The 23,207-nt window shown below is 63.1% G+C and carries 18 protein-coding genes; 3 read left to right on the top strand and 15 right to left on the bottom strand.

Annotated features, from left to right (window positions below):
- Window position 1: 1 nt before the first annotated feature.
- The 14 genes from ACEN83_RS10660 to ACEN83_RS10595 all read right to left on the bottom strand — a co-directional run bounded on the left by ACEN83_RS10660 (window position 2) and on the right by ACEN83_RS10595 (window position 19,384).
- On the bottom strand, window positions 2-1,828 hold the full coding sequence (locus ACEN83_RS10660) for a secretin GspD/PilQ domain-containing protein (protein ID WP_116582640.1): 1,827 nt from the start codon (window positions 1,826-1,828) through the stop codon (window positions 2-4).
- Complete coding sequence (locus ACEN83_RS10655) at window positions 1,825-2,343, bottom strand: hypothetical protein (protein WP_218484278.1); 519 nt, start codon at window positions 2,341-2,343, stop codon at window positions 1,825-1,827. Before ACEN83_RS10655 ends, ACEN83_RS10660 begins: the two co-directional genes overlap by 4 nt.
- Entirely contained in the window at window positions 2,343-2,891 is a 549-nt protein-coding gene (locus ACEN83_RS10650) for a type II secretion system protein M (RefSeq protein ID WP_218484279.1), read from the bottom strand. The genes ACEN83_RS10655 and ACEN83_RS10650 overlap by 1 nt, the downstream gene beginning before the upstream one ends.
- Window positions 2,878-3,423 (bottom strand): PilN domain-containing protein, encoded by a 546-nt coding sequence (locus ACEN83_RS10645; RefSeq protein ID WP_116582643.1) that lies wholly within the window; start codon window positions 3,421-3,423, stop codon window positions 2,878-2,880. The genes ACEN83_RS10650 and ACEN83_RS10645 overlap by 14 nt, the downstream gene beginning before the upstream one ends.
- A 1-nt stretch (window position 3,424) precedes the next feature.
- Window positions 3,425-4,228, bottom strand: a complete 804-nt coding sequence (locus ACEN83_RS10640) for a hypothetical protein (protein ID WP_007977234.1) — start codon at window positions 4,226-4,228, stop codon at window positions 3,425-3,427.
- Window positions 4,209-5,915, bottom strand: coding sequence for a GspE/PulE family protein (locus ACEN83_RS10635; RefSeq protein ID WP_007977232.1), 1,707 nt, complete (start codon window positions 5,913-5,915; stop codon window positions 4,209-4,211). Before ACEN83_RS10635 ends, ACEN83_RS10640 begins: the two co-directional genes overlap by 20 nt.
- 84 nt (window positions 5,916-5,999) lie before the next feature.
- Window positions 6,000-6,533 (bottom strand): response regulator, encoded by a 534-nt coding sequence (locus ACEN83_RS10630; RefSeq protein ID WP_116582645.1) that lies wholly within the window; start codon window positions 6,531-6,533, stop codon window positions 6,000-6,002.
- 223 nt (window positions 6,534-6,756) lie between these two features.
- Window positions 6,757-7,710, bottom strand: coding sequence for a peptidylprolyl isomerase (locus ACEN83_RS10625; RefSeq protein ID WP_495580226.1), 954 nt, complete (start codon window positions 7,708-7,710; stop codon window positions 6,757-6,759).
- A 13-nt stretch (window positions 7,711-7,723) separates the two neighbouring features.
- Entirely contained in the window at window positions 7,724-9,274 is a 1,551-nt protein-coding gene (locus ACEN83_RS10620) for a cytochrome c/ABC transporter substrate-binding protein (protein WP_495580864.1), read from the bottom strand.
- Between the two features lie 8 nt (window positions 9,275-9,282).
- Entirely contained in the window at window positions 9,283-9,906 is a 624-nt protein-coding gene (locus ACEN83_RS10615; protein ID WP_007977223.1) for an SCO family protein, read from the bottom strand.
- The gene (locus ACEN83_RS10610) at window positions 9,903-10,559 is read right to left on the bottom strand and encodes an SCO family protein (protein WP_116582648.1); all 657 of its coding nucleotides are present in this window, start codon (window positions 10,557-10,559) and stop codon (window positions 9,903-9,905) included. Before ACEN83_RS10610 ends, ACEN83_RS10615 begins: the two co-directional genes overlap by 4 nt.
- Window positions 10,560-10,571: 12 nt before the next feature.
- Window positions 10,572-12,524: a YncE family protein gene (locus ACEN83_RS10605; RefSeq protein ID WP_495580225.1), complete on the bottom strand. Its 1,953-nt coding sequence runs from the start codon at window positions 12,522-12,524 to the stop codon at window positions 10,572-10,574.
- 236 nt (window positions 12,525-12,760) lie between these two features.
- Complete coding sequence (mnxG, locus tag ACEN83_RS10600; protein WP_495580224.1) at window positions 12,761-18,568, bottom strand: manganese-oxidizing multicopper oxidase MnxG; 5,808 nt, start codon at window positions 18,566-18,568, stop codon at window positions 12,761-12,763.
- A gap of 207 nt (window positions 18,569-18,775) precedes the next feature.
- Window positions 18,776-19,384: a lytic transglycosylase domain-containing protein gene (locus tag ACEN83_RS10595; protein WP_007977214.1), complete on the bottom strand. Its 609-nt coding sequence runs from the start codon at window positions 19,382-19,384 to the stop codon at window positions 18,776-18,778.
- A 216-nt stretch (window positions 19,385-19,600) separates the two neighbouring features.
- On the opposite strand from ACEN83_RS10595, the gene gspG reads away from it, so the two are divergent.
- The 3 genes from gspG to ACEN83_RS10580 all read left to right on the top strand — a co-directional run bounded on the left by gspG (window position 19,601) and on the right by ACEN83_RS10580 (window position 22,055).
- The gene (gene gspG / locus ACEN83_RS10590; protein ID WP_007977211.1) at window positions 19,601-20,035 is read left to right on the top strand and encodes a type II secretion system major pseudopilin GspG; all 435 of its coding nucleotides are present in this window, start codon (window positions 19,601-19,603) and stop codon (window positions 20,033-20,035) included.
- A 14-nt stretch (window positions 20,036-20,049) separates the two neighbouring features.
- Window positions 20,050-21,237 carry a type II secretion system F family protein gene (locus ACEN83_RS10585; protein ID WP_033048091.1) on the top strand — a complete coding sequence of 396 codons (1,188 nt, stop codon included), beginning with the start codon at window positions 20,050-20,052 and terminating at the stop codon, window positions 21,235-21,237.
- A 155-nt stretch (window positions 21,238-21,392) separates the two neighbouring features.
- Window positions 21,393-22,055 carry a hypothetical protein gene (locus ACEN83_RS10580; protein WP_495580223.1) on the top strand — a complete coding sequence of 221 codons (663 nt, stop codon included), beginning with the start codon at window positions 21,393-21,395 and terminating at the stop codon, window positions 22,053-22,055.
- Between the two features lie 138 nt (window positions 22,056-22,193).
- On the opposite strand, the gene ACEN83_RS10575 is transcribed toward ACEN83_RS10580, so the two are convergent.
- Window positions 22,194-23,096: a LysR family transcriptional regulator gene (locus ACEN83_RS10575; RefSeq protein ID WP_495580222.1), complete on the bottom strand. Its 903-nt coding sequence runs from the start codon at window positions 23,094-23,096 to the stop codon at window positions 22,194-22,196.
- Between the last annotated feature and the right edge of the window lie 111 nt (window positions 23,097-23,207).

Raw genomic sequence — 23,207 nt, 5'->3', positions numbered from 1 at the left:
ATCATGGCTTCCCGACGGTAACGGTGGTGGCGATCGGTGCGCTCATGGGGCCGGTCTGGACCGTCGTGTTCATCGAACGGTCAGGGGCCTGGATGTGCATGCTGGTTTCGGTGCCGGTCGGGAATTCCATATCCGACGGGCTCTGGTACGGCAGGTTGCGCACAATCCGCGGAGTGATCGACAGCACCAGTTCGGACTTGCTGACATCGTCCTTGTTGCTGCCGAACAGGCGGCCCAGGCCAGGAATGTCGCCAAGGCCAGGGATCTTGTTACCGCTGCTGCCATGGTCGTTGCGCACCAGACCGGCGAGGATCTGGGTTTCGCCATCATGCAGACGCAAGGTGGTCTGGGCGTTGCGGGTATCGACCTGGACCGGAATGGTGCCCTGAGCGGTCGGCGTCAGCGGCGTGGCGTTACTGACTTCCAGCGCGATCTTGATCGCCACTTCGTTGTTCAAGTGCACGATGGGCTGCACTTCAAGCTTCAGACCGACGTCGAGGTAAGTCACGCTTTCGGTGATCACCGGGCCCTGGGTCGAAGGCACCGAGGTGGCGCTGATGATCGGCACGCGCTGACCGATGTGGATTCGCGCCTGTTCGCGGTTGCTCACCCGGATCACCGGACTGGCCAGGGTGTTGATGTCCTTGTCCTGGGCGTTGATCTTGGCCTGGGGCGCCGGGCTGATCGAAATCCGGCTCGAGTCGATGCCTTTGAGCTGGTCAAGGATGGACACTGGCGAGCCGTCGCTGTTGATCACACCGAAGGTGTTGGGCCATTGCAGGCCGAGGTCGAGAATGCGTTGGCGGGCGACTTCCATCACTTCCACTTCCAGCACCACTTCGGGGTTGGACTGGTCCTGCGATTGCAGGAGTTTTTCCGCCATGCGGATGGCGTCGCCGGTGTCGCGCATGGTCAGGGTATTGAGGCGTTCATCGACGAACACGTCGCGGGTCTTGAGCATGGTCTTGATCATGTTCAACGCGGTGTTGGCATCGATGCTGGTCAGGTAGAAGGTGCGCATCACCAGCTCCTGGTAATCCTTGAGCTTCTGCGGCGAGTCCGGGTAGATCAGCAAGGTGTTTTCATTCACCACTTTCTGGTGCAACTGGTTCTGTTGCAGCAGCAATTCCACGGCGTCTTCGATACGCACGTCACGTACGAAGATCGTGGCTTTCATGTCCGGGCGCAGGTCCTTGTCGAAGATGAAGTTCAGGCCGGCGACCTGGGACAGCACTTCGAAAATGGTCTTCAGGTTGGCGTCGCGAAACTCCAGGGTCACCGGCCGGTCCAGGCGTGTGCGCAGTTGCGGGTACTGCACCACGTTGCGGCTCTGCACCAGGCGGATGTTGTCTTGCAGCTCCCGGGCACCCTCGTTGTTCGGGTCCAGTTCGAGGATCTGCTTGACCTGGCGATCGGCACCGTAGATGTCACCGCGACGCAGGTCGCCACGGGCCAGTTCGAGTTTCTCGTCCATGCTGCGCAAGTAGTCGAGCTGGCGCAGGGAGTCCTGGGCACGACGGTTGTTCGGCTCGATGCCCAGGACCCGGCTGTACCCCATGCGGGCCCCGGCGAAATTACGCTGGGCGCGGTCCATGTCGGCCTGGGTCAGCAGTGCCGTCACGGCGCGGGCCCGACCGCTATTGAGCGCGATGTGCAGATCGGTATCGCGAGGGTTCTCGCGCAACCCCTGTTCGATGCGAGCCAGGCCGGCTTCGTACTGGCCAGATTCCATCAGGGCGGAAGCTTCTTCCTTGGCGACCTGCGCCGAACTGCATGCAGCCAGCCCTGCGCAGAGACAAAGGCTCATCAGCAAACGGGATTTGTTCATTCCGTACTCCCCACAGACAAAGTCTGAGCTAAATGCAGAGGCAGGTAGACCAGGCTCAGCTCCTCTTTGGAAATGCGCTCGATCCGCCAGGTTTCGTCGATGACATCCCCTTTGCGCACGACGTAAATTTTTTCGCCGCTCTGCAAGAACACCTGCAGATCGGAACGGTCATCCAGCCTGCCGACAAACTGGAAGGGCATCGGCGGTGCAGTGGGGACCTGCACCTCTGGCGTCACGACCACCGGCTGCTCAATGACGGTGCCGAGGACCGCCTCCGCTTTCCAGCTGCGGGCGGCGAACAGGTCGCCTGCCGGGCTCAGGTCCTTGATCGGTACGACCGCCGCGGCGCTCGATGCTGCCGCTGCTGCGCCGGGGGCCTTGCCTTTGGCTGGCGTGGCCACGGCGGCCAGCGCAGGGTCGCTGTCGTCAGCCGGCTTGAAGTATTCGGGGAACCAGGCCAGCGCTGCCGCTACACCGAAGAACGCCACCCACCCCACCACTCGCTTGGTATTCATCATGACCTCGACAGGTAAAGGGTCATGCGGATCCGCCCGGTCAGGTCGGTATCGGCGATTTTCTTGCGCTGAAACTCCACATCCTCCAGCACCACCGCCGGCAACTGGCCGAGCAAGGCGTGCAGGAAACGCCGCAATTGCGGATAGCTGCCACGCACCGGCAGCAGAATCTGATAACGGGCCAGGTGTGTCTTGGGGTCCACGCCCAGGGAATATTCGCCCCGGGACAAGGTGATGCGCTCCTGGGCAGCCAGGGCGTAGATCTTGTCGATGGCCACGGTGGCCTGTGGCTGGGACGGCAACTTGCTGCGGAAATCGTCGAGCTGGCGCTGCGGCACCACCGGTGCAGCCACAGTGCCGTCTTCAACCTTGGCCAGGTACTCGGTGGCTTCGCGGGTCTGCTGGTTGAGGCTTTGCAGCGACTGCCAGTCCGGCAGCAATCCGGCCAGGCCATAGCTCAGCGCCAGCACCAGCATGGCCATCCCTGCCAGCCCCGGAACCCCCAGGCCTTGCAGGTATTCGTGGACGATCAATTTATGGATTTGCATCGCCGATCTCCCAGGTAGCCGACAGGTTGAACTGCACCGGGTGTTCCGGCACGTTGGCGACAATTTCGTGACTCAGCAGCGACACGTCGGACAGCTCGTCGCTGGCTTCGAGGCGACGGTGGAAATCGAGCATGGCGTCCAGGTCCAATGCCTCGGCGCTGATCCGTACCTGGCCTTTGCGGGCGTCCGGGGTCAGGGTCAGCAGGGCAATGTTGTCCCGCGGCATGGCTTCCAGCGTGGCGAACAAACGCTCCCAAGGGCGGCGCAACTGCTGGGAGACCTTGCGCATTTCGGCCAGGTTCTGCGCCTGCTCGCGAGTTTCCGCCGGGGTCAGGCCGGGCTTGCTGCCGGTGTCGCCAGTGAGCACCCGCTGGGTGGTTTGCAGGTGGCCCTGCTGTTGTTCGGCCTCGTTGTTCAGGTGCTGCTGCACCACAAGGCAAGTCAGTGTCAGCACCACGCCACCGGCCAGCAGGCTCCAGCCCAGGGGACCTGCACGGCGGCGCGGCTGAAAGTCGAGCATCAGGGGGCGCATGTCAGGCCACCGCCCGAGACATGACGTACAGGCAATCGCGTACGGCTGTCCGGTCTTCTTCGAGGGTGCGCAGATGCACACCGGGCACATCAGGGTGCGAGTCGATGCGCGCCGGCGCATGCAGGTAGACCGTCAACGGCCGTTCGCTGGTGGATGCCTGCAACTGGTTCTCACGGCCGATCAGCGCCGTCAGGGCCGCATCACTGTCGCTGCTGCCCACCGAGCGCACCGACGTCCAGCGCCCTTCCCGGGCCAGCAGCAACACGCTGCGTACCGGTTCGGCGACCACGAACAGGAAGTCCCCGGCATCAAGGCTTTTATCGAAATGGTTGAACGCCGCCATCAGGTACGGCTGCACCGAGCGCAGGCGCAGGCCACGCGCGCTGACCAGGGTGCGCAGGCGGTCGAGCAAGTCCTGGGGCAGCGCGGTGGCGATGCGGTCATAACCGGCAGGCTCGGCCGACAGCACCAGGCTCCAGGGTTGCGTCGGTGTACCGTAGAGGTCTTCGAAACACAGTTGGGCGAAGCCGAGCAATTCGGCCGGGCTGCTGATCTGATCGCTCCAGGGCACCAGGCAATAGCGGCTGAAGTGTCCCGAGATCACCACCGTCAGTTCGGCCCTGGCAACGGCGTGTTCGGCCAGCAAACGGTCGAGAGTGTCGAGGGCCACCGCCCAGGCCTGGAAACCTTCGTCGATGTAGCCGACGCTGCCCAGCCAGTGGGTTGCACTGCCCTGGCGATGCCCCAGGCCTACACCGCTGGCGCCGAGCACGGCGACAAATTGCTCACGAGATAAAAGTGACACGATTGATCTCCTCGAGAGTGGTCCGGCCTTGTTCCACCAGTTCCAGCGCCGACTCGCGCAACAGGCGCAAGCCACGTTTGCAGGCATGGGCCTTGATTTTCGAGATGGGTTGACGCTCGACGATCATTTGCCGCAATTCGTCATCCAGATGCAGCAGTTCGGCAATCGCACTGCGCCCGCGATACCCGGTGCCCCGGCAATGCCCGCAACCCTTGCCGTGGACGAACCGGTAGTGAGCGACCTTTTGCGGATCGAGCCCCGAGACCTCCAGCTCTTCTTCTGTCGGGCTGTAAGGGGCGCTGCAACTGGTGCAGACCAGACGGATCAAACGCTGGGCCAGGACGGCATTGAGTGCCGAGACCAGGCTGTAGGGATCGATTTCCATCTGGGTGAATCGGCCGATCACGTCGAACACGTTGTTGGCGTGGATGGTGGTGAACACCAGGTGACCGGTGAGCGCCGATTGCACGGCGATCTGTGCGGTGTCCGGGTCGCGGATTTCACCGACCATGATCTTGTCCGGGTCATGACGCAGGATCGAGCGCAGGCCCCGGGCGAAGGTCAGGCCCTTTTTCTCGTTGACGGGGATTTGCAGCACGCCCGGCAATTGATATTCCACCGGGTCTTCAATGGTGATGATCTTGTCCACGCCGTGGTTGATCTCGGTGATCATCGCGTACAGGGTGGTGGTCTTGCCGCTACCGGTAGGCCCGGTCACCAGCACCATGCCGTAGGGTTCGGCGGCCAGCCGGCGCAACTGGCGCAAGGTATCTTCTTCAAAGCCCAGGGCTTGCAGTTGCACGCCACAGACTTTGTCGGCGAGGTCCTGTTTGTCGAGCACCCGCAGCACCGCGTCTTCGCCGAAGATGCTCGGCATGATCGACACCCGGAAGTCGATCTGCCGGCCGCTGATGCCGATCTTGAAACGACCGTCCTGGGGCACGCGCTTTTCGCCGATGTCCAGTTCAGCCATGACCTTGACCCGGGAAATCACTTGCTCGGCGAACTCGCTGCCCTGGATCTTGCTGATGTTGTTGAGCACACCGTCGATCCGGTACTTGATCACCAGGCCGCTGCCGGTGGTGCCCAGGTGAATGTCGCTGGCGTGCATTTTCAGCGCGTCGTACAGCGTCGAGTTGACCAGTTTGACCACCACGCTGGCGTCTTCGCTGATGCTGGTCAGGGACAGGCTTTGCAGGGTATCGATTTCGGCTCCGCCCTCGGCCTGGGCGTTGAGCGATTCCACCGCGTGGAAACTTTCTTCGTGACGCGCCAGGTAGGCCTTCAGGTCGTCGGCATGCACCAGGTACAGCGGCGCGCCGTGCAGGCATTCATCGATCCAGGCCAGGCGTGCGCTGTCGAAGGGGTCGGCGAACACGCCGATGACCGCTTCGTCGTGACGCAGCAGGATGAATTCACGCTTGAGGCATTGGGCCAGGGTCACCCGGTCGAACACCGGGGTGGCACTGAACAGGCTGTCGGTGTCGAGCACCGGGTAGTGCAGGGTCACACCCAGGCACTGGATGAAAGGCATGGGAGCCAGTTCACTCAACTCCCCGAGGGTGTCCAGCATCCGCTCGCCGGAACTGGTGGCCAGGGCGCGCGCCTGGGCCAGTTGTTCACTGCTGAAGCGAGTCGGTACACATTCCACTTGCGCCGGTTCTACGGCAAGGGATAGACGGTCCATGGCTTGCTCTCCAACGCCCGGGGCTTTGAGCCCTGTCAGCGCGGCGAGTCATTTCGGCACAGGCCGGAACGTCTTGTCGCGCCACTACTCCCCGGTGAGCAATTGTTCGTCGTCTGGCGCCATGGAAGCCGAAGTATTTTTTCGGCGATCTGCAAGCACCCAACTACCGTCGTACAACTGCAGCGGGAAACTCTCGGTCCTGCTCTGGCGTCGTTCGACGAATCCTTCGGAAGTGCTCACACCCGGCCTGGGCTCGCGCCGCCTGCCCAGAAGATCAAGCACTGCACGGGCCAATTCCGCCAACGGAAAGGGTTTGAACAGGATATGGCTGACTCCCAGTAGCCGGGCCCGCTCGCAAACTTCCGCGGTTGGATGCCCTGTGATCAGCACAAAATGGCACTTCCTGTTCTGGCGGACGGCATCGAGCACCTGAAAGCCTTCCATATCCGGCAAGCGGTAATCGAACACCATCACATCGGGTGCGAAATCGTCTGCTTCGGCGATTCCATGTGCACCGTCGTGAGCAATCCGGACTTCCAGCGCTTGCGCCTGCAGGTAACCCTGGAGGTTTTCCGCCAGCAGCTGTTCGTCATCAACAACCAGTACTTTGTTTAACAAGGTCGACTCCTTGAAACCGCAGGTCCGGGTTTTGAACCTGGCGGAGCGCGTGCCCTGAGAGGACTAACGCACACTTCATGCCAGACTGAGCGCCGGTAATTTTAGGTCTTCATGTCCTTGAATTTAAAAACAATGCCTTTTCGTACAGCAATCCCATCCCCCAAAAACGGGGAAAGCGATCGAATGGGCATTGACGTTTTTCCCCCACTGTTGGGGAACACCCCTAGTCATCATCAATCCGCTCGATCCGATTGCGCGAACGCAATTGCGCCAATGCCTGCGAGCGAGCCTGTACCTGGTGCTGCCGGGCAAGATAAGCCCGAACCGTCTCAAGTCCTTGCTCCTCCGGGACATGGGTCGCCTCCCTGTGGTTCTCCAAATAGATCAGATGCCAGCCGACCGACGTGCGCACCGGTTCGCTGATGGCCCCCGGTGCCAGGGCAAACGCGGCCGCCTCGAACTCCGGCAACATCCGTCCACGGGGAAAGTAGCCCAGGTCGCCCCCTTCGCTGGCCGACGTGTCTTCAGACCCGCTACGGGCAGCGCTGGCGAAATCGGCCCCGGCAACAATGGACGCCCTTATTTCAATTAAGCGTAGCCGCGCAGCCTCGACTGTGGAAGCGTCGGCACCGGCCGCTACCTTGACCAGGATATGCCGGGCCCGCACTTCTTCGGGCCGGTTCAGCTCGTCTCGGTGTTCTTCGTAGAACGCCCGGACCTGTTTTTCGTCCGGCCCGGCGGTCTGGATGAGGTCATTGAACACTTGCCGGGCCGCCAGTTCACGACGAATGTATTCGGTGTAACCGGCCTCATCGAAACCGGCATCTTCAAGACGCCTGGCAAACACCTCGGATCCGCCCATGGCCTGACGGGTCTGATCGATCTGCTCCTTGACCACGGCATCACTGATCACCACGCCGCGCTTGACGGCTTCCTGCCACAGCAATTCGCGATCGATCAAGGCATCCAGTGCGGCCTTGCGCAGTTGCCTGTAGGCTTTCGGATTGCGGATGTTGCCTACCGCCCGGCCCTGGTCTTCCAGGTATTCGGCGAAGTAGCGCTCCAGGCGCAGTTGGGAAATTTCCTCGCCATTGACCCGCGCCGCGGCCGGACCATTGCTGCACCACGCCACGGGTGCCCATAGCGTCAGCAGGACCAGCACAGTGTTGAGTTTCATGATCGGCCTCCGGTCATGGCGTGGCAACCACAGGTTTATAGGGGGCGACCAGATAGAATCGCTGGTCCGGCAGATCCACCGTGACGATATGGGCACCGCTCAAACCCAGGCGTCGGCCAGGACCAAAGCTCATCAGGGGCGTCAGCCCGGTATCGAAGTCATGCAGGCCTTCCAGGGCACTGACCAGCTTTTCGCGGCTGGCATCCCGCCCGGCCTGTTTCATGCCTTCGCTGAGCAGCATCATCGAACTGAACGCGCCCACTTGCAGTATCGCGTGCTGGCCACCGAGGCCCTGGTGTTCGCGCAACTGGGTCAGGGCCAGGCGCCCGGCCTGGGTCCAGTCGCTGGGCACGAACGGATAGGCCAGGAACACCCGCCGGGAAAATCCGCTGGGCACCTGCGTCAGATTGCCCGCCACCTGGTTCGAGGTGGCGAACAGGTAAGGCACCTGCCCCGCCGTTTGCAGGCGCTCGGCCAGTCGGCTGAAGCCGCTGCTGGTGCCCAGGTAAAACACCGAGCGCGAGCCCAGGGGCAAATCTTCCCCGCTCGGGTCGTAGGCTTGCAGGCGCACCTTTTGCCAGGCGTGCCCCTGCAAGTACTGGCCGAGTTCCTGCGCCGCCTGCCGTTGGCCGGATTCGTCCGGATAGGCGATCAGCGTCGGCCCCTGAAGCACCCGCAGGCTGGCACTGGCGTAATCGGCCAGGGCGATCAATTGTTCACGAAGCCCCGGCAGTGGTTCGAATATCTGCGGACTGGCGTGGGGCGTGCCCTGCAAGGACAGCGGCCCGATCAGCGGAATGCCGGCCCGTTCCAGGCGCACGGCGAGGTCCATGTCCAGTGCCGGCGCCAGCGGGGCGATCAGGGCGAACACCTGCTCCTCATCGATCAATCGATCCAGCGCCTTTTCGGCACTGGCGCGATCGGTACCGGGGTCGAGGATGGTCAGGCGCAACTGTCGCCCGTGAATGCCCCCCGCCTCGTTGATACGCGTCACGCAGCCCTTGAGCACCGCCGCCACCGTGCCGCTCTCCTCGCTCAATGGCCCGGTGCCTGGCAGCAAAGTACCCAGGTGCAGACTGTCGGGGGTCAGGCCCGGATCGCGGTCTTCGGCCAGGCGCTTGAGGTACGCCGTGAGGTTGCGCTGATCGTTCATCGACAACACGAACCGTGGCATCGACGGATCGAGCCGGTTATTGCCGGGGTCGCGCCCCTCCTGCACCGCCCGCGCCAGGGTGCTGTCGCTGTAGGCCGGGTAACTGCGGCCGTTGATGTGCTGCTGGCCATGGATACTGGCCAACCGCGACCAACTCAGGTCCGGTGGGCGAACCCCGCCTTCCGGTCGCCCGAGGCCGTCTTCGCCATGACAGTTGGCGCACGGCAGGCTGGTGGCCGGCAGCACCATGTTCGATGCACCGACCCGGGCCATGATCGGCTCGCCGCTGGCCGATACACCTTCGCGGTACAGGCGCTTGCCGGCACTTTCACTGAGGCTCAGCGGCAGCGCCTGGACGCTGAGCGTAAAGCCGCCAAAGAGCAGCAGGCCAAGGACGAGGGCAGTATTGATGGCCATGGCTAGCGTCCGGCCACGGGCATTGCCAGCAGCTGCAGGCGCTGGGCAATGGCGGCCGCCGGGGCATCGGGACGGATTTTACTCCAGCGCTTGTTCGCCACGTCACCGACGATCAACTGAGTGGAGTGCTGCTCGGGGGTCGGCACGATCTGACCGATGCGACCCAATACAAGGTCCATTTGCGCCTTGTCGCCGGTAAGAAAAAACCAGTGGGGCCCATCGACGCCCTGTTTCAAGGTGTAAGCCTTGAGTACCGCCGGGGTGTCCCGCAGCGGATCACTGGTAAGGGAGATAAAGGTGATGCCGTCGGCCTTGTCGCCGAGCACTTCACGCACTTCCTTGAGCTTGCGGGTAATCAGCGGGCACGCATCGTTGCAACTGGTGAAAATCACATTGAGCAGTACTACACGGTCCTTCAATGTGTCGCTGTAGAAGCGCAGCGTGTTGCCGTTCTGGTCCTGCAACGGCGTGTCGGTGAACCAGGTCTTCGCGTCATGGGTGCCGCTGGACGGCTGCGCGGCGGCCACCGCAGGCGCGGTGGTCTGCTCATGCCCTTCGTGGGCAAACGCCACTGAACTGAAAATGCAGTAGCAGATACCCAGGGCAAACCAGTCGATGGCTCTCATGGCTGTTGCTCCATGGCAATGGCAGTGTGCTTGGCGTGGACGTTGCGCTCACCACTGAGTTTCTCGACGGCCCGGGCCAGTTCCGTCGGGTCGGTGAAACCGTAATAGCGGGTCCAGAAACGGTTGTTGCCGTCGCCCACCAGAATCAGCGGCGAGTGGTTCTTGAAGTCACCGCTGTAGGCGCCCAGGCCCTTGAGGGTGGCATTGACCGACTGCGGCGAACCGGTCAGCCAGCTCCAGCCCGGCCCCTGCTGGAAGGTGCGGGCGTAGTCGTTCAGGCGTTGGGGATCGTCACGCTGCGGGTCGATGCTGATCGACACCAGTTGCACCTCGGTGCCGACCCGCGCACCCAGCTGTTTCTGCACCTTGCCCATGATCGAGGACACCACCGGGCAGACCGTGGTGCAGCTGGTGTAGATGAACCCCATGACCACGATCTTGTTGCTCACCAGGTCTTTTTCCAGGCTGACGACCTTGCCGTTCTGGTCCAGCAAGGCCACGTCGGCAATCTTGATCCGGGCGGTCTCCTGGCCGGCCTTCCTGGCGGCCATGTCGTGCCCGGCGTGCTCGTCAGTCGAATGAGCCAGCGCCTGGCCGATACCGATGGCCAACAGGCAGGACGTCAGCAAGCCGCGATGTGCGAATCGGTTCATGTCAGTTTCCTCTTAGTGGGTATCGCCGGGTACGACCCGGACGCTGGCAAAGGTCTTGTCATCGAAACTCGAGCCCAGGGACGCCGCACGCACGTGCAGGTACCAGGCACCGTCCTGGTCGAGGGTTACCGGGGCTTCATACACACCGTCGGCGACTTCCTGCGCGGCAACCTCCTGTGGTCGCGAGGTCGGGGCGCGGAAGTAGCGCACCTGAGCATCCTTGACCCCGCTGCGCTGCGCCTTCTGCTTGCCCTCGACGATGCGAAAGCGCACCAGGTACGGACTGCCCAGGTCAGCGGTGGACTTGTCGAGCATGAACTCCACCCTGGGCATCCCACGGTGCTGGTCGAGCCGCTTGTCCTCCTCCACCAGGGTGCTGAAGCAGTGGATGATGTTCGGCTGGTTGAGCAGGAACGCCACGTCGAAACGCCCCGCCGCCGGTAGCTTGACCCGCGAGCTGTAAAGCCCCGGCTCGATTTCCCGCAGGCTGCGGTCAATAACCAGTGCTGCCCGCGCCACTTGCCCGCGATTGGGGTAGCCGGACATCGGCGCATTCATGCCTTCGGCGTAGAAGTAGGTGGTGTTGTCCACCGGGTTGACCACGAACACCGCGTTGTCGTCCCGCGAGACCGCCAGGCTCGACGCCAGTGGCAGGTCACCGACCATCCGCGGTGCCTGGGGTCCGGCCTCGAACCCCTGGATGATCGGCGTGCGGCCCTCGCCGAGGGAGGCCAGGTTGATCATCGTGACTTTCGGCGAAGCCAGCCCGCGCACGTAGGCATAGGCCTTGGTGAACACCACTTGCCAGGGCTCGGCGGAGACGTTCAGTTCATGGATCAACGCGTCGTTGGCGGTGTCGATCACCGCGGCCTGGTTCTCCAGGGTGTTGAGCACGATGCCAAAACGACCGTCGGCGCTGAAGCCCATCGGGCCCAGGCCCTGCTTGAGCCGGATCACCCGACGCACCGACTGGCTGTTGCCATCGACGACGGTCACCGTGCCATCCTTGCCATCGGCCACATAGGCGGCGCCGGACAACGGCGAATACTTCACCGACAATGGGTGCGAACCGGTCTTGAGTTGTTTGCTGATGCTCAGGCTGGCGATGTCGACGATGCTCACCGTGCCATCGTCGCGGTTGGTGACAAAGGCAAAACGGCTGTCCTTGCTGAAAGCGATTTCGTGGTGCCCGGCCCCGGTGGCCAGGTGCTTGAGGGGTTTGAGGCTGGCGGCGTCAATCACCGTGACCCCGGATTGCCCGTCGGCCTTGGCGTTGTTGCCGACCCACAGCAGGCGTTCGTCCGGTTGCAGCGCCACGCGCACCGGATGGCTGCCGGCAACCACCGAGTCGATCAGCTTGAACGCTTGACTGTCGATCACCGCCACCTCGCCGGCGGCGGGCATCGAGACAAACACCCGTTTGTTGTCTTTTGGCGTCACCCAGTCCATCGGCGGCTGTTTCAGCTCAATGCGCGCCAGGGTGCTGGTGATGCCGCCGACAGACACCGACGGATCGATCACCGAGACGCTGGCGTCACGGTTCATCACCAGCAGGAAGTAGCTGTTGAGATCGAGCAAGGGGCGCGCGCCGATGTTCGATTTGAGGAAGGTGCCGACCCGCGACTTGCAGCTCTTGTCACGGCCCTGGGCCTGGTCGGCGGCGACCGCTTGCGGGTCGAGCCAGGCGCCCGGCGCAACGCCGGACAAGGGTTGGCCCGAGGCTTTGTCCGTCACGCGAAATTGCACATCGGCGAAGCCGCCCTCACGCAATACGCCGTCCTCGGCCAATGGCTTGACATCAAGGACCACCGAGATCCCGTCACGCTCCAGCGTCCGGTCGCCCCAGGTGTCGGGCAAGGCGACCTCGCTGAGCATGTTCGCAGGCGCGGTTCGCCACACGCCGATCCCGATCAGCGCCATGCCGACGATCAGCGCGCTGCCAACGAATTTGATGGTCCTGTCCATGTCGCATCTCCTCTTCAGAACCTACCTGTCCCTTTTGGTCACTCATGTGGTGAGGGGGCTTGTGTGGCGAGGGGGCTTGCCCCCGTTGGGCTGCGCAGCGGCCCCCCCTAAATCCACAATTGCATCCGCCTGACACACCGCATGTAGCGTTTTTTACGACTGCTTCGCAGCCGAACGGGGGCAAGCCCCCTCGCCACACAAGCCCGCTCCCACAGGTGTTGCGTTACTGTCCTTTCCTACGGTGTCGGTGCCGTTGTCGGTTCATTCGTGACCCGCAGCAAGCCCCACAGACCGGCGGTGTTGCCGAAGGACGCGTTGTCACGGAACAGGTAATCCCCGGCAATCGCATTGCTGCCACCGGCGCTGGGGTGCATGGCGCTGAAGTGGGCGGCCGGCAGCACGCTTTCGCGTGCGCCGATGTACATCGACATCGGGTTCAGGCCGAACCGCACCGAACCGACGCCGGGGGTCCACATCGGATAGCCGTCGACATCGCTCTTCTCCGCCAGGTACGGATTGACCGACCAGAGGTGACCGTCGAGCTGGAAGGTCGAGCCGCGACTGCCGCCGGTCGGCATCAGCACATGGGTGCGGAATGGTTGCCCGGGTTTCACGTAGAACACCGGCGTTTGTGGATCGCCGCCCACCAATGCGTTGCTGTAGGCCATGTGGGCGTTGGGCACGTCACCATAACCAGAGCCGTCCGCGCGGCCGAACGGTGCATCCGGAGCGAGACCGAAGCGATACCACAGGGGCTCGGTCTTGTAGTTGATGGCCATGCCGGCGTTGTCCTTCGGATCGTTCGGCACGCCCATGCCTTCCGAGGCGATGCCTTCCACCGGCCGTCCATTCGCCCAGCGCAGGTTCAAGGCACGCTGCCAGACCATCGCGAAGTCACGGTAGACCGCCTGCCCCGTCGCCGTGACCGTGGCCGAGGCACGCTTGGCGTCTTCGACCCAGGTGGCGCCGACCGGCAGCACACTCATTGCACCGCCAAGGCCTTTTTGCGGCTGCTTGATCACATCCGCCGGGGTGAAATTCAGGCCGCCGAACTCCACCGCCGTGGCGTTGATGTTGTCGACGTTGCGGCCCAGTTGGGTCACCGGTTTGCCTTCACGCTCCAGGTGCCCGGCGTAGTACTGGTAGGTACGGGTCGGGTAGGCACCACTGTTGCCGACCCGCGGTGGCACGGTCTGGATCGGGTTGACGCCGACGTTGGCGCCGTCGGATTTGGTGACGTCGTACGCCAGCAATTGCGCATGCAGGCCGACATGGCTGGAGGGCCGCAGCAGGTTGTTGTTGAAGGTGGTCGAGCCGTTGCCGTCATTGCGATTGCGCTTGACCAGCCCCTGCAGGATGGCGGTCTGGGCCAGGTCAGGCATCACGCTCGGCAGACGGTTCTCCAGGGTGATGTTGATGCAGTCCCCGGCCGCTGCGCGCAGCACCAGCGGTTCGACAGGCACCCCCGGCTTGAGCTTGCCCGTGCTCGGGTCGAGGTCGGCCTTGCGCACGTACAGGATCGCGGTCGGGTCATGGATCGGCCCGCTCTGGCCACCGATGGTGATGGTTTCGCCGTCCTCGGGATCGGTCACCGTCACCCGGGGAATGCTCACGGTCCGCGAGTTGAACACCAGGGTACCGCCCGCCGGATTCAACGGCCCGCCGACATGCTGGCCGAGCCCCTCGGGGTCACCGATCGACAACCCCAGCGGATTGCTCAGGATGTCGTTGGCCAGCGCCGCCACGACCTCGTAGTTGCGCTGCACGGTGGGCCTGGTACCAATGCCGTTCGGGTTGGCGCCGACCCGCGGACAAGTGCCGTCAAACGCCACGGTGTTGCGCGTGCCCGCCGGTTTCGGGTTGTTCGGCAGCGCGAACAGATCGCTGCGTTGCGCGGTGTAGTTGCGCATCACGCCCCAGATGCCGTTCCAGTAGCCTTCGATCGAGGCATCCATCGAGTACAGATAGTCACCCGTGGTCGCTGCGGAACTGGAGAGCATCGACACCGGTGCAATGAAGCCCATCTGCTCGGAAATCCCGACCATTTGCGATGCTCGCCAGCCCGAGTTGGAGCTGTTGCCATAGCCGGTGCCGCTTTGCAGCCACTTCACACCGTGCAGGGTGACGTTGTGCTCCTCTTCATGGCCGCCGGCATGCACCCGCAACCGCACGTTGTCGCCGGTGTAGGTGCGCAGCATCGGTGTGAACGGGTCGCCCGGTTCCGCACCGCCACGGTTGATGTGTGGCGGGAACCGCGTAGTGCCGCCGGTCGGGCCGGTGGCCGAAGTCACCAGGTTCGGCGCCAGGTTCATCGCAGGGATCGCACGGTCGGTACGGCTTTGCATGGCAAACGACAGGTCGCCGCCGAGGCCGTCGGCCTGCATGCCGCGCTTGCCGTCCGGGCCGACCTTGTTCGGGTCGAACACCCGCAGGCCCAGGGGTTCGTTGCGGTAATTGACCACGAACATGCCGGGGTCATCCACCGAGATCGCTTGCGGACATGGCCGGCTCGGGCAGCCAGGCTTGATGCCGCCACGGGCCTCGACCACCGACTCGAGCAGGTTGCCGGCGTTGTTGCGCACGGGCGGATTGATCGCATAGCGGAAGCTGTCGGATGTCGCCGGGAACGCCTGCGGATTGGGCACGCCATTGGGGCCGGCGCCGACGTACACACCGGCTTCGTAGGCGTGCTGGAAGTCGCTGTACTCCAGGAAGAACTCACGGAAGCTGTCGTTCTTGCCGTCGTTGTCCAGGTCACCGGTCGATATCACCGCCTGCCAAGAAGTCGGCCCGCCGTCCGAGCGCGCGCCGCTGTACAACGGCTCGCCCGTTTCGGCGTGGAACCAGGTGGAACCGGCGGGTTCGGCCAGCACGGTGGCGTACAGGCCGATCTGCTGGTGAGTCGACGGGCCGAGGTGATCGTGGGTGAAAATGGTCCCCAGGCCACGGTCGACACCCTTGGTGTTGATCACCGGATCGATGAACCAGCGCTGCATCGCCGTGCGCGCGCCCATCCAGTCCGCCCGGCCATATTGACCAAAGAACGGATGCGCCTTGGCCACCGGGCAGGCGGGCGTGCCGTCACGCGGGTCGGTGCCCTGGCACTGGTTGAACGCGCGGATGGCATGGATGCGTTCCACCACGGCACCCGGGGAAAGCACGCCGTCCTCGTAGTTCCAGCCGTTGGACGAACCATCGGCGGACGTCAGGTCCCACTTCGGCAAGTGAATGTGCTGGCCGATCACATCGGTCGGGGTGCGCACCTGATAGTCGTCCATCTCATAGGTGGCCGGCACCAGGTTGGTTTGCTGGTACTGCACGCAGTCGAAGGTGTTCATGCGCATCACCAGCGGTTCCGGCGGACGCTGCTTGGTGATTACCGGCCAGGCGTCTTCCCACAACGCGAGGATGCGTGCCTGCGGGAAGTGGTAGCCGACCTTGTTGTACACCGCGTCGAACTGGATATTGGCCGCCTTGTAGATGCGCGGGCGGTCGGCGGTGAAAGTCGAGGAGCCAGTAAAGGACATGCCGTCGATGCGCTCGCCGCTATGGTATTCACCGCTGCCGGCACTGCTGGTCAGGCGTTTGGCCCGATCATCCATGCAGGGCTCGTAGAACGGCGCACCGGCAATCGGCAAGGCGCCATTGGTGCGGAAGTTGCGCGCAACCACCTGTTTGCCCGGCAGCACGGCAAAGCTGGGGTGGTCCTTTTTGGCGTGGAAGGCCATGGCTGCCTGTTCGACTTCGGTCCCCTCTTCCGGTAGGTAAATCGGTTTGGCCCGCTTCACTTCCTTGGAGAAGTCCAGCGAGGTGGTCACCGTGTGCGCCTCGCCACCGGCCGACACGCCGTCCAGCGCATGGCGCCCCAGGCCACCGTCCCAGCCACCGGACTGGTTCGGGTCGAGGTTGGCCCACAGGCCGTTGCCGCTGGTTTTCAGCGCCTGGGCCTTGGCAGCGTCGAGCATGTCCAGCGGTGGGGTTGGCGGGCGTTGGCCGACCGAACTTTCCATGCCGCCGATCCAGAAGGGGAAACCGGGGTTTTTCAGGCTGCCGTCGGCGTTGCGGTTGGCTTCGCTGCGATCGACCAGCGCCAGCGAGCCGATGGCCTGGGTACCGCCGGCACCGCCATTGCCGCCGTCATCATCTTCGCCAGCGGCTATCAGGGTCTGGCCGATTTTCGGCACCACGACGACCTTGCTCGGCATGGGAGCCATGGCTTTGCCGGGCAACGGCACGACCGCCGGGATCGGCGTACCGGCGATGATTTCGCCATCGGGCAAGGCCCGCGCACCGGCCGCCGGTTTGCCGTTGCGCAGCGCATAGGGTTGTTTGTGGAAGCCGTCTGCACCCTGCTGGGACACTTCGAGCCGGGTGCCTTCTTCGAACACATCGTGCACCCGCCACATGGCCCACATGCCCTGGGCAAAGTGCGGGTAGAAGTGGCAGTGGTAGATCGCATCGCCCGCTACGCGGTTACGGTTACCCGAACCACCGTTGGCGATTTCATAGGTGTAGCCGGAGCCCGGGCCGATGCCCTGGGCGTCCAGGTAATCGGTGTTGTCATCGTTCGGGTTGTACAGCCATTGATGCCCGTGCAGGTGGAAGATGTGGTGTTCGTAGCCGTTGTGGGTGTTGCGGAACTTGACGAAGTCACCGATGTAGCTGTGATTGACGTTGGACGGTTCCGACGGATAGAGCGCCATGGTCGCCTTGACCCCGACCTGATCGGCACGCGGCACCTCGCCTGGACGAATGTTTTCCAGGCCGGCGTTGGCCGGTACGTCCACCAGCATCGCCACGTCGCCCACGGTGTGCGAGCTGAGGAAAAACTCTTCATAAGCGCAGGACAGGCAATCGTGCATCGGCCCCACGCCCAGGCGGTTGGCGACCACTTCGGCGCCCATGCCGCCGGAGCCGTAGTTGATCATGAACGAGTCGCGGGTCGGCTCCAGCACATGGCCCATCACCGGGTCTGCAAAGTACGCCGGGAAGGCTTGGGTGACGGCGGTTTCATCCTGGAACTGCGAAGCGAAATCGCGGAACGGCTCCAGCCGGTTCGGCAGCGCCGGATTGCGCTTGCCCATGGCTTCCAGCGGATAGGTCGAGGGCGGGAAGCTGCCGTCGGCGTTGCTGCCCATCACGATCGCGTCGCTTTCGCCGGAAATGATCTCACTGCCGTCCACCATATTGATGATCGGCGTACCGGCCTTGCCTTCGCGAATCCACGGCTCGCGCTGCGGGTAGCGCGCCTGGTAATCGACGATTGGCTGGCCGGCCGGCGTACGTCCGGTGCTGGCCAGGCGCATTTCTTCTTCGGTCAGGGTGTTGCGGTAAGTGCGCCCGCCCTTGGGCACGACCACGACCTGGGCGAACAGCCCGTTGGCGTTGTTGCCCGCCGCGCCCTCGCCACCGAAGGTCGCGCCACGGCTGCTGACGTCGAACGCGCCTTCGCGTTCGGCGTACAACGTGTAGGAACGGCTGCTGCCGGGGGCGACGAGGCTGTTGGCGTTGCGCCCGGTATAGGAGGCGATGTCATCGATGCTGTTGACGGCCTGCAGGCCGTTGACCTGGAAACCGACATGACGGTCAGCCACCTGCTCATCGGCCTTGAAGGCTTCGGCATTGCCGCCCTGGCCACCCTCTTGCTCGCCCTCTTGCTCAAACGCTTCATGACTGCCCGGGTTGGCCTGATAGGCCAGCAGGTTCTGCAGATTGACGGTCAGGCAATCGCCGGCAGCCACGCGCAACACCAGCGGACGCGGGCGCTTGTCGGGCCGCAGGGAAACCTTGCCCGGCACTGCTGCGCCCCCTTGGGCGAGGGAAATGTCATGGTCATCGACCACATCGCGACGCAGCGCGAACATCATGCCGTTGACGTTTTGCGCCCCCAGGCGGTTGAACATCAGCGGCTGATCGAACGCCACGACGTTGGCCACCAGGTTGCGCTCGCAACGTGCAGCTGCGCTGGCAATCTCGATACCGAGCATCGAAGTCACCAACAGCAGCAAATTAATCAGGGACGGGGCGTGGGATATACCGACCATGGTCTCGGGCCTCGCTACGGGTTTGCAGGGAAAACTTCACGACAAATCGTCGAGAGCAATCCGCATGCCACAAAAAATAACGTTATTATTCAGTAAGTTATAACTAATACTTAATAATCCGGGGGGGATATTCCCCACCCAATCCCCCACTTTTTCGCCGGGGCCACAATTCCCCACTATTGGGGAAAATCGCCACCGCGGTTTCGATCACAGCGGCGCATCCGCGGACAACCCCTGCAAACGCCGATACTGGTTCAGCACGTTGGGCACATAACGCTGGGTTTCGGCGAACGGCGGGACCACGTTGCCACGGCTGAGCACCGCTTGCGGCCCGGCGTTGTAGGCCGCTACGGCGAGGCGGATATCGTTGTCGAACATCGTCATCAGGCGCTTGAGATAGCGGGCGCCGCCCTGGATGTTGGCCTTGGGGTCGTAGACGTTGGTCACACCCATTTCGCGGGCGGTGTCGGGCATCAACTGCATCAGTCCGCGAGCGCCCTTGGGTGAGGTAGCGCGGGCGTTGTAGCTCGACTCGGTCTTGATCACTGCGTGCAGCAGTGCCGCCGGCAGTTCGTTGGCCGTGGCCGCCGCCGCCACCAGTTCGGCGTAGGGTTGCGCGGCGATCATCTGCGGTTGCTGGTCGAGGCTGACGACCGGCGCATCGGGTTCACGGATCACCCGTTCATAGTGGCGTCCGGGGCGGTGGACATTGGACAGGACGTAGCTGCCATTGGCGTCCACGGAAACAAACACATCGGCCTGTGCGGCGCCGGTCAAGACCAGCAGACCCAGCAACCCGGTGGTGAGTGATTTCATTGTTAGACCTCCCCTTCCCGGCCCCGAAAAATGGGGGTAATGCCCCAATGGCCAGTCGTGCAACAGCCATACGCAAGCACTGTGCCGTAAGTGAGAAGGCCCGTAGCACGGGGGGTGCAGAAGGATCACCAAGCATGAGCATGGCAATTGCATGCTGTTGAATGACAACTACTACATGGCAACTGGCAACACTGCTGCCTACCGTGCGAGGTCATCATGAATCAGCATCTGCGTTATGCCCGGCGATCCCAAAACGGATTCACCCTGCTCGAACTGTTGGTGGTGCTGGTGGTGCTGGGGCTGTTGGCTGGCATCGTCGCGCCGAAGTATTTCGCCCAACTGGGCCGTTCCGAAGTGAAAGTGGCCAAGGCACAAATAGAAGGCTTGAGCAAAGCCCTGGACATTTACCGCCTGGAGGTCGGCCATTACCCGTCGACCGAACAGGGTTTGCAGGCGCTGGTCACGGCCCCCGCCGACGAACCGCGCTGGACCGGCCCGTACCTGCAGAAAAAACTTCCCCAAGACCCTTGGGGCCACAACTACAGCTATCGCTATCCCGGTGAAAACAGCGAGTACGACCTGTTGTCCATGGGCAAGGACGGGCAACCCGGCGGCGAAGGCGAGAACGCCGAAGTCACCAACTGGAACTGACGGATATGGCGACCATGCGCTTTCATCTCAAAGCCGTCGGCAAGGCCGGTGTCGTCTCAATGACCGTCGATGCGCCGGGGCAAAGCGAAGCCAGGCGCATCGCCGAGGACCAAGGCCTGCGGGTGGTCAGCCTGCACGCCGAGCGACATTGGCGCGCGTTGCGCCTGCAAAGGCGCGAGACGTTCAACCTGGTATTGTTCAGCCAGGAGCTGACCACCTTGCTCAACGCCGGCCTGCCGTTGATCGATGCGCTGGAAAGCCTGGCGGAAAAGGAAAACGCGCCGCAAGCCCGCAAAACCCTGAGCGAGCTGGTGCGCCTGCTTTACGAGGGCAAATCGTTTTCCCAGGCCCTGGGCCAGTTGTCGGCCATTTTCCCGCCTTTGTACGTGGCGCTGGTGCAGTCCAGCGAGAAGACCGGCGCCGTCGGCGATGCCCTGGGCCGATATGTCAGCTATCGACAGCGCATGGACGAGGTTCGCCAGAAGATCATCAGCGCGTCGATCTACCCCATGCTGTTGCTGGTAGTGGGCGGCGGCGTGGTGTTGTTCCTGATGGGCTACGTAGTGCCGCGCTTCAGCCTGGTGTTCGAAGGGCTTGGGTCGAACCTGCCTTGGTTGTCGCAGATCCTGATGAGCAGCGGCATGTTCCTTCACGCCCACCAGGGCGAATTCTTCGGTGGCTTGCTGGCCATCATCGTCGCCCTCGTCCTGCTCAAGCGCCAACCGGCCTTTCGGCGGGGGCTGGACCGGGTGATCGAAAAACTCCCCGCGGTGCACCAGCGCATCTTCATGTATGAGCTGGCACGCTTCTACCGTTCCCTGGGCATTCTGCTGCAAGGCGGCATTCCCCTCGTCACCGCCATGGGCATGGTCCGCAACCTGCTCACCGTCGCCTCCCGCGGCCGGCTGGACCAGGCCTGCGAACGGGTGCGCGAAGGGCAATCGTTGTCCACCGCGCTGGAGCTCAATCAACTGGTGACCCCCGTGTCCCTGCGCCTGCTGCGCGCCGGTGAACAGTCCGGCAACCTCGGGCAGATGATGGAGCGCAGCGCCGACTTCTACGACGAAGAAATCAGCCGCTGGATCGAATGGTTCGTGCGGCTGTTCGAACCCTTGCTCATGACCTTCATCGGCCTGTTGATCGGGGTGATCGTGATCCTGATGTATATCCCGATTTTCGAACTGGCCTCGAGTATTCACTGACTTTTGGAACAGGGCCGCGCTGTCCGTTGCATTTCTTCAACCATCAAACTGAATAAATCAACCTGCCGAGGTGTTTAACAGGTTCCCATGGGAAAAAGCAGCACGTTGCAAGCTTCATCAACGTTCCAGGCTCAAACAAGAAGACGGAGAACGACATGCACATCAATAAGCTTTTACTGGCAGTAGCTATTGGCGCGGTTCTGTCGGCGTCTACCGTACTGATTCCGGACAACCTGTCCGGGGTATCCAGTGCTCAGGCCAAGGAGGGGGGTAGTGGCGGTGGCGGTGGGGGTGGCGGCAGTGGAGGCGGTGGTGGTGGCAATGGAGGCGGTGGCGGCGGCAATGGAGGCGGTGGTGGTGGTGGCGGTGGCGGTAATGGAGGTGGCGGCGGTGGCAATGGAGGCGGCGGTGGCGGTAATGGTGGCGGCGGCGGCGGTAGTCACGGCGGAAGCGGCAGTGGCGGCAACAGCGGCAGCGGCCATAGCGGCGACCATGGCAGCAACAGCGGCCATGGCAGTGCCAACAGCGGTTCGAGCCACTCCGGAACGGCCTCGTCCTCAGGACGCAACGGCACCCATGATGAAGCGGGGGATGACCATGGCGTCCACGCCAATGGCGAGCCCGGCGATGACCGTGGCGTTCATGCCAATGGCGAGCCCGGCGATGACCGTGGTGTCCATGCCAATGGCGAGCCCGGCGATGACCGTGGTGTCCATGCCAATGGCGAGCCCGGCGATGACCGTGGCGTTCATGCCAATGGCGAGCCCGGCGACAACCGTGGTGTCCATGCCCAACCCGGCGATGACAAAAGGAGCTGATTCCTACTGATCCCCAAACAACACAAAACCCCTGTGGGAGCGGGCTTGCTCGCGAAGGCGGTGTGTCAGTCGACATCAATGTCCCATGACCCACCGCCTTCGCGAGCAAGCCCGCTCCCACAGTAGATTGTGTGAACCCTATCCTTGCAACCCACCCTCAGACTGATCCAGCGCCTCGCGCAAGAACTCAACCAGCACCTGCACCGGCCGCGAACTCTGACGATGCTGCGGATACACCGCCGATAACGTCAGCGGCTCGGGGCGCAAATCCTCCAGTACCTCCACCAGCCGTCCATCCTTCAACGCCGAGCCGACGATGAACGCCGGCAAATACGTGATCCCCAGGCCGGCGATAGCCGCATCCCTGAGCACCTCGCCGTTGTTGACCCGCATCCGCCCCGTGACATTGATCGTCAGCGGCTTGCCCTGCCCCGCAAAACGCCATTGCACCTGTCGGCCATGGCCGTACGGCAGACAGTCATGACCGTGCAAATCCTCAGGTTTGAGCGGTGTGCCGCGCTCGGCCAGGTACCCGGGGCTGGCGCAGTACACCCGCTGGATCGACGCGATCCGTCGGGCAATCAAGGTCGAGTCCTCGAGCGTGCCGATGCGCAACGCCAGGTCGTATCCCTCACCCAGCAAATCCACAGGCCGATCGCTCAAATCCATCTCCACCGTCACGTCGCGATAGCGCTGCAAAAACACCGGCAACAGGCAGCCCAGATGCGCCAGTGCGAACGACAGCGGAGCGCTCACACGAATGGTCCCGCGTGGCTCGGTGGTCTGGCCGGCGATGCCCTGCTCCACTTGTTCGACTTCACTGAGTAGGCGCAAGGCTGACTCGTAATAGCTTTGCCCCAGCGGCGTGACATCCAGTCGCCGGGTCGAGCGATTGAGCAGGCGCACGCCCAGGCGCTCTTCGAGTTGCATCAAGCGACGGCTGACAAACTGCTTGGACAGCCCCAGTTGATCGGCGGCAGCCGTGAAGCTTCCAGAGTCCATCACCTGGCAAAAAATACGCATATCTTCGAAGGGATTCATTGTCACTTCCTGGTTGACAGCCAAACACCTTATAGCCGCTTTTCCCTTCTATGTTCACAGTGTTGAATTCACCCCTCGCCTGTAGGAGCTGCCGAAGGCTGCGATCTTTTG

It is taken from the genome of Pseudomonas sp. Pseusp49 (assembly GCF_059491875.1).
Note: the sequence above shows the minus strand (reverse complement) of the source record. Positions and strands in the feature narration are given on the sequence as shown.

Excerpts from the sequence above, each read along its gene's own strand:
- ACEN83_RS10660 (WP_116582640.1), bottom strand. The coding sequence starts at position 1,828 with ATGAACAAATCCCGTTTGCTGATGAGCCTTTGTCTCTGCGCAGGGCTG.
- ACEN83_RS10655 (WP_218484278.1), bottom strand. The coding sequence starts at position 2,343 with ATGAATACCAAGCGAGTGGTGGGGTGGGTGGCGTTCTTCGGTGTAGCG.
- ACEN83_RS10650 (WP_218484279.1), bottom strand. The coding sequence starts at position 2,891 with ATGCAAATCCATAAATTGATCGTCCACGAATACCTGCAAGGCCTGGGG.
- ACEN83_RS10645 (WP_116582643.1), bottom strand. The coding sequence starts at position 3,423 with ATGCGCCCCCTGATGCTCGACTTTCAGCCGCGCCGCCGTGCAGGTCCC.
- ACEN83_RS10635 (WP_007977232.1), bottom strand. The coding sequence starts at position 5,915 with ATGGACCGTCTATCCCTTGCCGTAGAACCGGCGCAAGTGGAATGTGTA.
- ACEN83_RS10625 (WP_495580226.1), bottom strand. The coding sequence starts at position 7,710 with ATGAAACTCAACACTGTGCTGGTCCTGCTGACGCTATGGGCACCCGTG.
- ACEN83_RS10615 (WP_007977223.1), bottom strand. The coding sequence starts at position 9,906 with ATGAGAGCCATCGACTGGTTTGCCCTGGGTATCTGCTACTGCATTTTC.
- ACEN83_RS10610 (WP_116582648.1), bottom strand. The coding sequence starts at position 10,559 with ATGAACCGATTCGCACATCGCGGCTTGCTGACGTCCTGCCTGTTGGCC.
- ACEN83_RS10605 (WP_495580225.1), bottom strand. The coding sequence starts at position 12,524 with ATGGACAGGACCATCAAATTCGTTGGCAGCGCGCTGATCGTCGGCATG.
- mnxG (WP_495580224.1), bottom strand. The coding sequence starts at position 18,568 with ATGGTCGGTATATCCCACGCCCCGTCCCTGATTAATTTGCTGCTGTTG.
- ACEN83_RS10595 (WP_007977214.1), bottom strand. The coding sequence starts at position 19,384 with ATGAAATCACTCACCACCGGGTTGCTGGGTCTGCTGGTCTTGACCGGC.
- gspG (WP_007977211.1), top strand. The coding sequence starts at position 19,601 with ATGAATCAGCATCTGCGTTATGCCCGGCGATCCCAAAACGGATTCACC.
- ACEN83_RS10585 (WP_033048091.1), top strand. The coding sequence starts at position 20,050 with ATGCGCTTTCATCTCAAAGCCGTCGGCAAGGCCGGTGTCGTCTCAATG.
- ACEN83_RS10580 (WP_495580223.1), top strand. The coding sequence starts at position 21,393 with ATGCACATCAATAAGCTTTTACTGGCAGTAGCTATTGGCGCGGTTCTG.
- ACEN83_RS10575 (WP_495580222.1), bottom strand. The coding sequence starts at position 23,096 with ATGAATCCCTTCGAAGATATGCGTATTTTTTGCCAGGTGATGGACTCT.